This window comes from Flavobacterium sp. 9, from assembly GCF_002754195.1.
Classification (GTDB): domain Bacteria; phylum Bacteroidota; class Bacteroidia; order Flavobacteriales; family Flavobacteriaceae; genus Flavobacterium.
Window position 1 is genome coordinate 5151228 of the sequence record NZ_PEEU01000001.1, and the last position, 13982, is coordinate 5165209.

At 32.5% G+C, this 13982-nt stretch carries 9 protein-coding genes; 4 read left to right on the plus strand and 5 right to left on the minus strand.

Annotated features, from left to right (window positions below; translation table 11 throughout):
* Nucleotides 1–322: 322 nt before the first annotated feature.
* Nucleotides 323–1318: a hypothetical protein gene (locus CLU81_RS21540; protein WP_099711693.1), complete on the minus strand. Its 996-nt coding sequence runs from the start codon at nucleotides 1316–1318 to the stop codon at nucleotides 323–325.
* A 511-nt stretch (nucleotides 1319–1829) separates the two neighbouring features.
* Between CLU81_RS21540 and CLU81_RS21545 the strand changes: the two genes are divergently transcribed.
* A complete protein-coding gene (locus tag CLU81_RS21545) occupies nucleotides 1830–2222 on the plus strand; it encodes a helix-turn-helix domain-containing protein (protein WP_099711694.1) in 393 nt (130 codons plus the stop codon).
* Between the two features lie 88 nt (nucleotides 2223–2310).
* Here CLU81_RS21545 and CLU81_RS21550 read toward each other — a convergent pair whose 3' ends face one another.
* The 4 genes from CLU81_RS21550 to thrA all read right to left on the minus strand — a co-directional run bounded on the left by CLU81_RS21550 (nucleotide 2311) and on the right by thrA (nucleotide 9604).
* The gene (locus CLU81_RS21550; protein WP_099711695.1) at nucleotides 2311–4209 is read right to left on the minus strand and encodes an AAA family ATPase; all 1899 of its coding nucleotides are present in this window, start codon (nucleotides 4207–4209) and stop codon (nucleotides 2311–2313) included.
* Nucleotides 4210–4344: 135 nt separating this feature from the next.
* Nucleotides 4345–5634 (minus strand): threonine synthase, encoded by a 1290-nt coding sequence (gene thrC, locus CLU81_RS21555; protein WP_099711696.1) that lies wholly within the window; start codon nucleotides 5632–5634, stop codon nucleotides 4345–4347.
* A 418-nt stretch (nucleotides 5635–6052) separates the two neighbouring features.
* Nucleotides 6053–6985: a homoserine kinase gene (locus CLU81_RS21560; RefSeq protein WP_099711697.1), complete on the minus strand. Its 933-nt coding sequence runs from the start codon at nucleotides 6983–6985 to the stop codon at nucleotides 6053–6055.
* A 171-nt stretch (nucleotides 6986–7156) separates the two neighbouring features.
* A complete protein-coding gene (gene thrA, locus CLU81_RS21565) occupies nucleotides 7157–9604 on the minus strand; it encodes a bifunctional aspartate kinase/homoserine dehydrogenase I (RefSeq protein WP_099711698.1) in 2448 nt (815 codons plus the stop codon).
* A gap of 727 nt (nucleotides 9605–10331) precedes the next feature.
* On the opposite strand from thrA, the gene hutH reads away from it, so the two are divergent.
* The 3 genes from hutH to CLU81_RS21580 are packed head-to-tail and all read left to right on the plus strand — an operon-like array spanning nucleotide 10332 to nucleotide 13916.
* Nucleotides 10332–11846, plus strand: a complete 1515-nt coding sequence (hutH, locus tag CLU81_RS21570) for a histidine ammonia-lyase (RefSeq protein ID WP_099711699.1) — start codon at nucleotides 10332–10334, stop codon at nucleotides 11844–11846.
* 48 nt (nucleotides 11847–11894) lie between these two features.
* Nucleotides 11895–12539: a DUF47 domain-containing protein gene (locus CLU81_RS21575; protein WP_042564245.1), complete on the plus strand. Its 645-nt coding sequence runs from the start codon at nucleotides 11895–11897 to the stop codon at nucleotides 12537–12539.
* A gap of 33 nt (nucleotides 12540–12572) precedes the next feature.
* Nucleotides 12573–13916 (plus strand): inorganic phosphate transporter, encoded by a 1344-nt coding sequence (locus CLU81_RS21580; RefSeq protein ID WP_099711700.1) that lies wholly within the window; start codon nucleotides 12573–12575, stop codon nucleotides 13914–13916.
* Nucleotides 13917–13982 lie beyond the last annotated feature (66 nt).

The following is a 13982-nucleotide window of genomic DNA, read 5'->3' on the forward strand; positions in this document are numbered from 1 at the left end:
GTTTGGTGTTTTATGATTAAGGATTAATTGTAAAAGTAATAGAATCTTTGTTTATATGTTGTATACTTTTTTGTTCCATCGGAACATCTCATCGGTAAAAAAAAAGATCGTGAAAAATATCGTCCTGTAAGGACGTTTGACAAATTGTGTGTTTAATCTGCATGTATTTTTGATGTAATTATCTATAAAATCAAACGTTCCTACGGAACGTAAAAAATGCCGTATTTATTTGGCTACCGATGAGATGTTCCGATGGAATAAATTGTTGTTATTTAACCAAAAAAGCTACAAGTTTTGAGTTTGTAGCTTTTTGTATGATTTGTTATTCGTATGTATATAAAGTTTTTAATACATATGGCACAGCAAGCGGATTTGCGATATTGGTTGTTGTACGTTTAGATTCGGTTAGATAACCATCAGCATCATAAACATATTCGTAGTCGTATCTTTGCTCATATTCGGTTACACCATTAGATACCGCTTTAAATTTCCAATCTACAATGTGCATCCAATCATAAATATAACATCTAAAGATTGGTTCACTAGAATAAATTCCCGCTTTTGTATAATCTACTGTTAGCTCATAAGTTATATTTGTGATTTTGTCTTTATACTCATATTCACTAGTTGTAGTTCCTGGTTTTAGAGTTGCGTAATTCTTTTCAGTCTGAACGATATTAACGAAAACTTTATTCCCTTCATAAGTATATAAATAAGTCGCCGTTAACGGATTTTCAACTTCAGTATAAGAGTATTCGCCGTTATCTTCCAGTTTTTCAATTTCCTGAATATAAGTTCCGTTTGCAACTTCTTTGATATCACGTCCAATTTCATCATAGAAAATATCAGTTATAGTTCCGTCGCTGCCAGTTACTTTCGAAATAAATCCTCCGCTATTAATTTCTGCTACAATATCAGCATAATAAGTACTTGTTACCTGATTTGCATCATTAAAATTAAACTTCGTAATGTTTTTGTACAACTGATTATTTCTATATCTGTCTACCGAATTCAGGCGACCTTTGGAATCATACGTATAACGATTATCAGTAATATTAGTTTGAACGTCATTTCCTGCCTGATCTTTGGACAATCTAAAGCTATACATTTTAACAAGATGTTTAGTTGTCGGAGCAGATTTTCCGGTACTTTTTGCCGTTTGTTTTTTTGGAACTAATTGTATCGCTGGTTTAAAAACTTCCTGATTTGGCAATCTAGGATCAATTGTTTCTGCCGTAGCAGTATCTTCGTTACTTTGGCAATTAACAAATAATAGCGCTGTAAAAGCAAGAAGTGTTTTTAGAATAATTTTCTTCATTTGTAGTTTTTGGATTTTGGTTTTTTTTTGATTTCTGAGTAATTCTCAATCTTGATTTATAGTACACAAATGTCGATTTTATTTTCACTATTTTTTTACGGGAAGCCGTAAAAACGCAATAATATTTAAGGAATATTATCTGTGTAAATTTGTAGTAATTTGGTTAAAATAATATAGAAAAATCCGTTTTTATCAGCGTTTTCGCTTTAGCGAATCAGTAAAATCAGCGTATAATTTTGACGCGGATAAAACAGATTTACTTCGTAAAAACGCAGATAAAAACGGATTTAATTTGTAATAAATTTACTTTTTAAAGCTTAACTTAATGACATTGAGCTTTAGCTGAAGAAATAGAATTGCATTATAAAATGACTCTAGGATAATCTTTGGTATTTTTTGGCTAAAGCCGAATTTGTCACTTTATATAAATTATGAAAAGCGTATCTTACAAAAACAGTTTGTTTTTTACCTAAATTTATTTTCGTCTAAGAATTTTAAATATCTTTGAATTATGAGTACAGCAATAAAACCAAAACATATCGGCAGAAATATAAGCCGTATCAGAGAGCTTAAAGATATGAAGCAGGAAGCACTGGCACAAGCTATAGGGACAAATCAGCAGGCAATTTCAGCTATTGAAAACAGCGAAACTGTAGACGAACAAAAACTAATTGAGATAGCAAAAGCTCTTGAGGTTTCTGTTGAAGCAATTAAAAGCTTTTCAGACGATGGCGTTATTAATTACTTTAATAGTTTTCATGATAATATTGTTACAACAGGAAGTATCTTTGCTACAAATTGCACTTTTAATCCTTTAGATAAAGTTGTAGAACTTTACGAACGTTTGGTGCAATCTGAAAAAGATAAAGTTGAATATTTAGAGAAATTATTGAACGGGAAGTAACTGTTTTTAAACATATATTAAATAAAAAAAGAGATCTTAATTTAAGATGTCTTTTTTTATTTATGTTCATGAGAGATGCTTGTGCATATTATTTTTTCTCCTTACCTAAAACTTCTTTTGGGATAAATTTTAATATGGTTTCAAAAATATGTCTAAACTTTTCCCAATTTTTATCAGTTATTTCAATATCTCCATTAAAAATTGCTTGAGCAAACTTTTCTTTCGAAAGAGCTTTATTTACGTTTGTTTCATCGTAAACATCAGTGTCAATTATTTCGATTTTGCCAGCTCTTTTATTTGAACCCGAACCAAGGTTCAATTTTTCAGTTAAATGTCTGTTTGTTCTTGGATCAAATTCGTTGCCAATAAATAACCTTTCGCCATTAATTTTGGATTTTATTTTTTCTTCTTCAAATAGGAATTCGGTAGAAATTCCACTCGGTTTAATTTTAAATGAATATACACCATATTCGTTTTTTTCTTTAATTTTTATATCCGTATCTGAATCAAAAATTCCAATTAAAACTTTCTTTCGCTTATTTTTATTTCCTGTTCGGCTACTTATTTCGTTTGATAAATAACTATTTAATAATGATTCGCCTAAATCAGCAATTACAATAGTTCCACAAATTTGATTTTCTACATCTTCTTTTGTTCCAAATCTATAAAAAAAGTTTTCATCAATTTCTAAAAATTCTTCTTTATTGTGAAAATAATGTAGAGCCTTTAAAATATATTTCCAATCGGTTTTTCCTTCAGTAATTATTAATACGTCTTCATCTGATTCTATTGTTGATTCTAATTCTTTAATACGATCAGCTTGGTTTTGAATCTTATCATAAAATCGTTTGTTAACTTTTTGTAAATCTAAATATTCATCTCTATCGATTTTGTAAATTCTTGATTCAGAAATAGATTTTTTAAAAACTTCATAATAAGAAGTATATTCAGGAGCTAAAGAAATGGTGGCAGGAGAATGCGTTGCTAAAATTACAGTTATACCTTTATGTATAAAATATTTTTCTATTACAGAAAAGAAACTATTTATTAAAGATGGATTTAGTACTGCATCAAGTTCATCAAATAATAATAACTTTTTATCTACATTTTCAATTCTTTTTAAAGATATAAAGCATAAGGAAATAATAGTTTTTTCTCCATCTGATAAATGTTCTAACGATCTATCTTCAGTTTCTATAATTTTACCAGTAGAATCTATTTGATAAAGGTGAGGAGTTTCATTAAGTTCTCCATATTTAACCTCATATGAATTTTTAAAGCGATAGTCAAATTTCAAAAAATCAAACAATTGATTTAATTCATTCCAAGGAGCTGGACCTAATGTTTCAGCATTAAAGGCTGCACCTCCCTTTTTACCAGTTTCTTGTTGACCTTGCGCAACTTCTAATGCATAATTATAAAAAATATTTCCAATAAAATCAGTAAATACGTCATCATTTTTCCATATAAATCCACCTTTTCTTAATTCATATTTAAAAATATCTTCTGGTATCTCAAATGAATCTGGATTATAAAAATTACCTAATATTTTTATCGCTTGCAAACATGAAGTTGCATAAGACTTGTTAATTTCAGGGTTTAATTTACCAAGTTTGTATTGTCTATATGCTTCATTAATCGAAGTATTATTTGTATTAGATGTAGATTTTATAATTTCTGGTATTGCTATATTATCTTTAAAAGATTTGTATTCTATTTCATGATTTTTTATTTCGATATCATTAATTAAAACTTTCCTTGATATATTTAAAGTTGAAAGACTTGAAGTTTGTGAAGTTCTATTAATTGAAGAATTTGGTGAGGTTATCTGAGTTTTGTTTTCTTTACCGTTAATTATATTAATAATTTGTGACTTTCCTGAACCATTAATTCCAGATAAAATTATTAAATCTCCTTCTAATTCAGTTTCAAAACTTTCATCAAAAGATTTATATTTTTCATTTAATTTTATAGAGATTTTTTTCATTGGATAATTCGGTAAGATTTTATGTTCTATCAAACATAACAAATTTTTCTTATAAAAAGCTAATCAATATAAAAAGCCACAAATTACACTTACATATAATTTGTGGCTTTAAAATTTTATAAAAAAAGATAAAAACTAACCCAAAAAAGCTTTCAATTCCTCATAACTAGAAATCTTCACGCTAACTTTCTCTTCATTAATAACACTTTTAATTTGTTCTGGAATCGGAAGTGTAATTCCTAAAGCAGGTTCAACAACGTCAAGAAATTTGATAGGATGTGCGGTTTCTAAGAAAACACCAATTGCATTTTCATGTTTTTGTAATTCTTTCTTTAAGCCTAAATACCCAACTGCGCCGTGTGGTTCTGCAATATAACCGTCAACTTTGTAGATATTTTTTAAGGCAACAAGCGTTTCTTCGTCAGTATAACTATAAGAAGAGAAATCTTTTTCGAAAGCTTTTAAATCATTATTATATAATTCCTGAATTCTAATAAAGTTACTTGGGTTTCCAACGTCCATTGCGTTAGAGATTGTAGCTTTAGAAGGTTTTGGATCGTATTTTCCGCTTTCTAAGAATCTTGGTACAGTATCGTTTACGTTTGTAGAAGCTACAAAATGTTCGATTGGTAAACCTAATTTCTTTGCCATAATTCCGGCACATATATTCCCGAAGTTTCCGCTTGGGCAAGAGAAAACTAAAGGTTTGTTTTGGCTTTTCAAAGCTTTGTAAGCAAAGAAAAAATAGAACATTTGCGGCAACCAACGCGCAATATTTATAGAATTTGCCGATGTCAGGTTTTTATGCGCCAAAGTTTCATCCAAAAACGCTTTTTTTACCATATCCTGACAATCATCAAAAACGCCATCAACTTCAAGTGCTTTGATATTTTGCCCTAAAGTCGTTAATTGTTTTTCCTGAATATCGCTTACTTTTCCTGACGGATATAAAATCACAACATCAACGCCGTCAACGCCTAGAAATCCGCTTGCAACAGCGCCGCCTGTATCTCCCGAAGTTGCTACCAAAACGGTGTTTTTACTGTCTTTTTTGTCTTTATTAAAATAGGCCAGACAACGTGACATAAATCGCGCTCCAACATCTTTGAAAGCCATTGTTGGTCCGTGAAATAATTCTAAGGAATAAATGCCTTCTTCAACTTTCACAACCGGAAAATCAAAACATAAAGTCTCAGCAATAATCTCTCTTAAATTTGCCTCAGGAATTTCGTCACCCACAAATTGCTGAATAACATCAAAAGCAATATCGTTATGGCTTAAATTTTCGATTACATTAAAAAACGCAGGATTTAATGGCGTAATATTTTGAGGAAAATACAATCCTTTATCACTTGCTAATCCTTGTATTACGGCTTCTTTAAATGAAACCTCGGGTGTATTATGGTTTAAACTATAGTATTTCATGGTTTATTTTAGATTTTAGACTTTAGATTTTAGAAAAAAGAAAATAGAGTATAGAAAATAGTCTTTTCTTTAAATCAAATTCCAATGGTTTGTTTTTATTTAACCGCAAAGAGCGCAAGGAAATTGTTTCTTTTGAAAACGCAGAGATCGCAAAGCTTTGTGGTGATATTTTTTAATTTTAATAATTGTTATTCGTTTTTTTTGTCATTTCGACGGAGGAGAAATCTTCGCAAGTAACTCCGTAAACTAAATCGCCAATCTTTGTCGAGCTTCTCGTGAGGATTTCTCTTTCCTCGAAATGACAAACTGTATGGTTACGTTTTGCGTTTATACTTTACGGGACTTCGACTTCGCTCAGTCTGACAAATGACAGAAACAATTTTTAATTCTAAATTTTTAATTTTTAATTCTCACCACCTTACAATATTCTAACTCCATCCGGATTAATTTTCGAAACGTGAATTTCATAAGGCAAATTCATGTTTTCGTAAACCTCGCTCATGGCTTTTGCGATTTGGTCTGCGGTATTTTTTCCTCTGCTTAAAGCAAAAATCGACGGGCCAGAACCTGAGATTCCAGAACCTAAAGCTCCGTTTTCAAGTGCCGTTTGTTTGATTAAATCAAAACCCGGAATCAAAACGCTTCTTAGAGGTTCAACGATTTCGTCATGAAGAGATCTTCCTATCAAATCGTAATCTTTTGTGTATAATCCGGCAATTAATCCGCCCACATTTCCCCATTGCATAATCGCACTTTTCAAAGAAACATTTTGTTTTAATACGGAACGTGCATCCGAAGTTTTCAATTCAATTTGCGGATGAACCACCGTTGCGAACAATTCCTCTGGACTATCAATTCTGATAATGTCAAGCGGCGCATAACTTCTTACCAACGTAAAACCGCCTAAAAGGGCAGGAGCAACGTTGTCAGCATGAGCATTTCCGCTGGCTAATTTTTCGCCTTGCATAGCAAATTGAACCAAATCTTTGCGGGAATAAGGTTTTCCTAATAATTCATTAATCCCAAAAACGGCTCCGGCAGAACTTGCAGCGCTGCTTCCAATTCCGCTTCCGGCTTTGATGTGCTTGTAGATTTCGATTTCAAATCCAAAAGTTATGGCTTCAAAATCTCTTTCGTAAGCTTCCAACATTGCAAGAGCCGCAACTCCCGAAACATTTTTCTCGGTTTCTAAAGGTAAATCGGCACCAACAATTTTTGTGATCCGAATTCCTTTTTGATCTACTTTTCGAACAATCATTTCATCGCCCGCATTGTCTAAGCAAAGTCCAAGTACGTCAAATCCGCAGGAGAGATTTGCAATTGTAGCGGGACAAAATAGTTTTATTTCCATTTTTTGTTGTTTCAGGTTTCAGGTTTAAAGTTTAAGTTGCCAAACTTTGAGAGTTTAACCGCAAAGTTCGCAAGGTTTTTTCGCAAAGGACACAAGAAAAAACAAAGCTTTGCGAACCTTGCGTAATCCTTTGCGTGCTTTGCGGTTAAACTTCAAGCCTGAAACAAAAATTTATATATTACCTATTCGGATAACGTCAGCAAAAATCCCAGACGCTGTAACTGCTGCTCCGGCACCGGCGCCTTTTATCAATAACGGTTGATCTACGTAACGATCTGTGTAGAACAAGACGATATTGTCTTTTCCTTCAAGATTGTAAAAAGGATGATCTTTTGGAATGAATTGAAGACCAACGCTTGCTTTTCCGTTTTCGAATTGTGCTACATATTTCAAGCGAGAATCTTTGGCTAACGCTTCATCATAGATTTTCTCAAAATGTGAAGCATGTTTAATTAAAGAAGCAAAAAAGTCTTCGTTATTTGTTGTTGCCAAACAATCTGCAGGAAGGAATGATTCGTTTGCAATCGCGTCAATATCCATTTCATAACCGCTTTCGCGAATAAGAATTAGAATTTTACGCGCAACGTCGATTCCGCTTAAGTCAATTTTTGGATCTGGTTCTGTAAATCCCTGAACTCCGGCTTCTTTTACAACATCGTGAAAAGAATTGTTCTTGTCGAAATTGTTGAAAATGAAGTTCAAACTTCCTGATAAAACTGCCTGAATTTTATGCACTTTATCGCCCGAAGCAATTAAGTTTTTTACAGTATCAATAATTGGTAATCCCGCACCAACATTCGTTTCAAACAAAAACGGAGCGTTATATTGACGTGATAAACTTTTTAATTTTTTGTAATTATCGTAAGCAGATGAACAAGCAATTTTATTACAAGTTACAACCGCAATACTTTCTTTTAGGAACTTCTCATACATTTCAGAAACACTTGCATTTGCTGTAATATCAACGAAAATACTGTTACGTAAATTCAGTTCTTTCGCTCGAGCGATAAATTCTGTTGGAATAGCTTCTTCTCCTTTTTCTAAAGTTGCCTGCCAGTCTTTTAAAGAAATTCCGTCTTCGTCAAAAAGCATTTTTCTTGAGTTTGATAAAGCAATTACGCGAACATTTATCTTTAGATTATCTTTTAAGAATTTTCTTTGATTGTGAATTTGCTCGATGAATTTTTCACCTACATTTCCAACTCCCATTACAAAAAGATTCAGCTGTTTTGTGTTTTCTTCAAAGAAGTTTTCGTGCAAAGTATTCAATGCTTTTTTAACGTCTCTTTCGTTGATTACAGTCGAGATATTACGCTCAGAAGCACCTTGGGCAATGGCACGAATGTTTACGTTGTTTTTCCCTAAAGTACTGAACATTCTTCCGCTTAAACCTTGGTGATTTTTCATGTTTTCACCAACCAAAGCAATAATGCAAAGATCTTTTTCTACGATTGCAGGATCAATTTTGTTTTGTAAAATCTCAACTTCAAAAGCTCTGTTAATCGCTGCTTCGGCATTTTCAGCATCCGAATTTAAAATACCGATACAAATCGAATGTTCAGAAGAAGCCTGAGTGATAAAAATAACATTGATTTTTTCCTGAGATAATACTTCGAATAAACGTTTTGATGAACCCGAAACTCCAATCATTCCCGGACCTTCAAGAGTTACTAACGAAATATGATCGATATGACTGATTCCTTTTACAACAGTATCTTTTGATGAAACCTGATTTGAAATTAAAGTTCCTATAGCTTCCGGCTCAAAAGTATTTTTGATTAAAATTGGAATATTTTTTCTTAAAACAGGCTGAATTGTTGGTGGATACAACACTTTTGCACCAAAATGCGATAATTCCATCGCTTCTTGATAAGAAATGTTTGAAATTGGTTGCGCTTGTTTTACGATTTTTGGATTTGCAGTAAACATTCCGTTTACATCAGTCCAAATTTCCAGTTGAGATGCATTAAGTGCTCCGGCAATAATTGCGGCAGTATAATCAGAACCTCCACGACCTAAAGTTGTAGTGATTCCGTCAAGAGTTTGCGAGATAAATCCAGGCAAAATATTGATTTGAGTGTGATTTCCGCCAAAATATTCCTGAATTAATTGGTTTGAAACTTCAAAGTTTACAACCGCTTTACTAAAGTTATTATCGGTTTTAATCAGTTCACGGCTGTCTTTGTAAACGACATCTTTGTCAATTTGCTGATATGCCTGAGCGATGATGTAAGACGATAACAATTCTCCAAAACTCAAAATTGTGTCAGCAGTTCTTGGAGATAATTCGCCTAATAAAAAACATCCATCCAGTAAAGTTTCTAAATGATTGATGATTCTTTTTACGTGACTTAATAAACTGCTTTGCTCGCTTACCGGAATTAATTCTTTTAAGGTATCAAGATGTTTTTTCTCAATTTCGACAACGATATCTCTAAAAGTTTCGTCGTTTGCAGCCGCTTTTGACGCTGCTAATTGCAGTAAATCAGTGACTTTGCTTAATGCCGAAACTACAATTGCCAGTTTGTCTTGTTTAGAATTTTGTTTTATTATTTCGAGAACTAATTTTATATTTTGAGCATTGGCAACCGAAGTTCCGCCAAATTTTAATACTTTCATTTTGATGTTTTTTAGTAAGGTGCAAAGATTTTGAGTAACAAAGGTTCAAAGGTTATCAACTGTGAACTGAAACTGAAAACTCCGACTATTTTTTTTTGTTGTAAATGTTTTTTATGTACCCATCGTCTTTCTTCTTTCAAGAGAAAAGTATAGATAACCTGGATTATATGTAAAATGTATACCCCTAAGGGGTAGTAGTTGTTGTAGTAGAAATAATTGTAGCAGCAATTGCAACTCTAGTTTGAGTTGTCATTGTAGATTGATATTTTGCGCTGTTACTTTTCATTTTTGATTTTTCAAAAGTACAGTTTTTTATAAAAGTTAAAAACTCTAAATGTCTTTTTACGAATATTTTAATAATTCAAATCTCATCAAATTAATATTGAGCTTTTGTCAGGATAGAATATGATAAATTGATGTATTCGTATATTTAAGCTTGTTTTTGCTGGGTTTGATAAAAGTTAACGCGCTGATTTTTAATAAAAATATTCCAAAATAAATGTAATTTAATCTATATGGTAAGTAGGGATTAAGTTTTTCAGACATTTGATACGAAATTCTGACAGTTTAAATTCTTAAACCTAAATAAGGAGTTGATTTTGTGTGATTAGTATTGTGAAATAGATAAAAGTGAAGAAAATGAATCAGTCTAATTTTAATTATTATGAACAAATGTTGCTTTTTAATATTGATTTGTTGAATTTTGGGGTCTAAAATTATAAACATCATGAATGAAATCCATTATATAAGTACTGAAACTTTAAGTTTAGAAGCTTTACAAGAAATTATTGTTAATCAAAAAACACTTGAATTATCAGAAGAAGCTAAAGTAAATGTGCAAAAATGCCGCGATTATTTAGATAAAAAAATGGCATCACATTCTGAACCTATTTATGGTATAAATACTGGTTTTGGATCACTTTATAGTGTAAAAATTTCAAATGAAAACTTGTCTAAACTTCAGGAAAACCTGGTAAAATCACACGCATGTGGAACTGGTGAAGAAGTTCCTGCAGAGATTGTGAAAATGATGTTGTTGCTTAAAATTCAATCTTTAAGCTACGGTCATTCAGGAATTCAATTGCAAACATTACAGCGTTTGGTTGATTTCTATAATAATGATATTCTACCTATAATTTATACACAGGGTTCACTTGGAGCTTCGGGAGATTTGGCGCCATTGGCACATTTATCTTTGCCATTATTGGGAGAAGGAGAAGTACTTTTTGAAGGTAAAAAAGTAGCTTCTGCCGAAGTTTTAAAACATTTTAATTGGGAACCAATCGTTTTACAATCCAAAGAAGGTTTGGCTTTATTAAACGGAACTCAGTTTATGAGTGCTTATGGAGCTCATATTTTATTGAAAGCTTATAAATATTCTTATTTAGCAGATTTAATCGGAACAATTTCTTTAGAAGGTTTTGATGGAAGAATCGAGCCTTTCAACGAATTGATTCATTTTATACGTCCTCACAAAGGTCAAATTGTTACGGCTCAACGTGTGAATGAGTTTCTTGAAGGAAGTGAAATCATTACTCAGGAGAAAAAACATGTTCAGGATCCGTATTCTTTCCGTTGTATTCCTCAGGTTCATGGAGCTTCAAAAGATGCGATTGATTATGTTCGAAAAGTATTCAAAACTGAGATTAATTCGGTTACAGATAATCCAAATATATTTATTGAATCAGATCAAATTATCTCTGGCGGAAATTTCCACGGACAACCTTTGGCTTTAGCCTTAGATTTTATGGCAATTGCTTTGGCAGAATTAGGTAGTATTTCTGAAAGAAGAACATATCAATTGATTTCTGGTTTGCGTAATCTTCCTGCATTTTTGGTTGATAATCCGGGATTAAATTCAGGATTTATGATTCCGCAATATACGGCGGCAAGTATTGCAAGTCAAAACAAACAATTGGCAACTCCGTCAAGTATAGATAGTATTGTTTCAAGCAATGGACAAGAAGATCACGTAAGTATGGGAGCAAACGGAGCTACAAAAGCTTTGCGTGTTATGGATAATCTTGAGCGTATTTTGGCAATCGAGTTGATGAATGCTTCACAGGCGATTGCTTACAGAGAACCTTTGAAATCGAGTGATTTTATTGAGATGTTTTTGAGCAGTTACAGAGAGGTTGTGCCGTTGGTAAAAGAGGATAGAATCTTACATTATGACATTGAAAAGACGGTTTCGTTTTTAAATAGTTTCCAAATTGAAAACGATTTGTTAACAATGGCTTAACATGGTAAAATAATATTGAAGTAATTTTGCACTATCAAAAATAAAAAAATGTCAATAAACAGTATTTTCCAATTTTTAGTTCCGAAAGACAAAAAATTCTTTCCACTTTTTGAAGAGGCTTCAAGCAATTTAATTGAATTAGCTTCTAATTTACACGAAGCTGTAAACCTTCCATTGAAAGAAAGAGAAGTTCTTTTTCAAAAGATTGATGAGTTAGAGCAAAGAGGAGAAGACATTACACGTCAGACCAATCTTGAATTGAGCAGAAACTTCATTACTCCATTTGATAGAGAGGATATTCATACATTAATTACTTCAATTGATAACGTTGCTGATTACCTTCACGGTGCAGCAAGCAGAATGAGATTGTATCAAGTTGATAAGATTACAAAATCTATCAGAAAGATGACAGAAATCAACCTTGAAGCTTGTCAAAACATTGACAGTGCTGTAAAAGAGTTGAGCAACTTAAAAAACATGAACATTATTAAAGAAGCTTGTGCCAGAATTAATAAACTGGAAAACAAGTCTGATAACGTTTATAACAAAGCAGTTTTTGAAATTTTTGAAAACGAAACAGACGCTAAAAATATTATTAAATATAAAGAAGTGTTATCTGTTTTAGAATCAGCAACAGACAAATGTAAGAGTGTTGCGAATATACTAGAATCTATTTCTGTAAAACATTCTTAAATTCAATTTATTTCATTCTGAAGTTATAATTTTATGACGCTACTTATAATTATTATAGTATTAGCTTTAATTTTTGATTACATCAATGGTTTTCATGATGCGGCAAATGCTATAGCTACCGTTGTTGCTACAAAGGTTTTAACGCCTTTTCAGGCCGTTCTTTGGGCAGCATTTTTTAACTTTCTGGCTTACTGGGTTTTCGGATTTGGTGTTGCGGATACTGTTGCAAAAACAGCCCACACTATGGAGATTAACCTTGTTGTTATTCTGGCTGGGGTTATTGCAGCGATTTGTTGGAATTTATTGACTTGGTGGTTAGGAATACCTTCAAGTTCTTCACATACATTAATTGGTGGTTTTGCCGGAGCTGCAGTTGCTCACGCAATCGCTGTACATGGTTTTTCTGGTTATGTTGGCGAAGATGGAGCTACTCATTATTGGTACGAAATCGTAAGCTGGTATAAAGCCGGAAAAGATGGCGGAATGCCGTCAGGGGTTATTATCATTATTGCTTTCATTGTTTTAGCACCATTATTGGGAGCGTTAGCTTCTTATTTAATTTCGATCTGGTTGCTAAATGCTTCTCGTAAAATTATCGGACCTAAAATATTCACAGTAGCTTTAATGATTGCTACCGTTTGGTTTGTTTATCATCAAATGGTTCCTTATGAAGAGATATTGAAAAACGGAAAACCTAGATTTGAATCTCACTTTTGGAGTGTAGCTTTTGATCCGCACAATATTAAATGGTTTTTAGTTGCTTTTATTATCTTAACAGTAAGTGCTTTTTGTTTAATATTCAGTAGTTTGAACCTTCATCAGGCAGATGCTGCTTTAAAGAAAATGCAATTGTTATCTTCTGCAGCCTTTAGTTTAGGACACGGAGGAAATGATTCTCAAAAAGTAATGGGTATTATTGCTGCTGCTGTAGCGGTGTATATTCACACTAATCCAGGTGTTCATATGGATTCTTGGTTAGATGTTGTTTTACCAAATGATGATTTGGGTGTAAAAGGAGTAATGCCGGGTTGGATTCCATTAGCATGTTATTCTGCTATTGCTGCAGGAACTTTGAGTGGTGGTTGGAAAATTGTGAAAACAATGGGTTCTAAAATCACAAAAGTAACTTCGTTTGAAGGTGTAGCTGCTGAAACTGCTGGAGCTTTGACGCTTTACTTTACTGAGCACTTAAAAATTCCGGTAAGTACAACGCATACAATTACAGGTTCTATTATCGGAGTTGGATTAACAAAACGTGTATCTGCAGTTCGTTGGGGAGTAACCGTAAGTTTGATTTGGGCTTGGATTTTGACTATTCCTATTTCGGCTATTCTAGCAGGATTGGTTTACTTTATCTTAAGCGTATTTATTTCATAGTAAAATGATTATTGTAAAATGTGAGATCTAAAATCGCATTTTGTCAACATAAAAAAAAGCTGGTTT

Coding starts and splice junctions, on each gene's coding strand:
- CLU81_RS21540 (WP_099711693.1), bottom strand. CDS start 1,318: ATGAAGAAAATTATTCTAAAAACACTTCTTGCTTTTACAGCGCTATTA.
- CLU81_RS21545 (WP_099711694.1), top strand. CDS start 1,830: ATGAGTACAGCAATAAAACCAAAACATATCGGCAGAAATATAAGCCGT.
- thrC (WP_099711696.1), bottom strand. CDS start 5,634: ATGAAATACTATAGTTTAAACCATAATACACCCGAGGTTTCATTTAAA.
- CLU81_RS21550 (WP_099711695.1), bottom strand. CDS start 4,209: ATGAAAAAAATCTCTATAAAATTAAATGAAAAATATAAATCTTTTGAT.
- hutH (WP_099711699.1), top strand. CDS start 10,332: ATGAATGAAATCCATTATATAAGTACTGAAACTTTAAGTTTAGAAGCT.
- CLU81_RS21580 (WP_099711700.1), top strand. CDS start 12,573: ATGACGCTACTTATAATTATTATAGTATTAGCTTTAATTTTTGATTAC.
- CLU81_RS21560 (WP_099711697.1), bottom strand. CDS start 6,985: ATGGAAATAAAACTATTTTGTCCCGCTACAATTGCAAATCTCTCCTGC.
- thrA (WP_099711698.1), bottom strand. CDS start 9,604: ATGAAAGTATTAAAATTTGGCGGAACTTCGGTTGCCAATGCTCAAAAT.
- CLU81_RS21575 (WP_042564245.1), top strand. CDS start 11,895: ATGTCAATAAACAGTATTTTCCAATTTTTAGTTCCGAAAGACAAAAAA.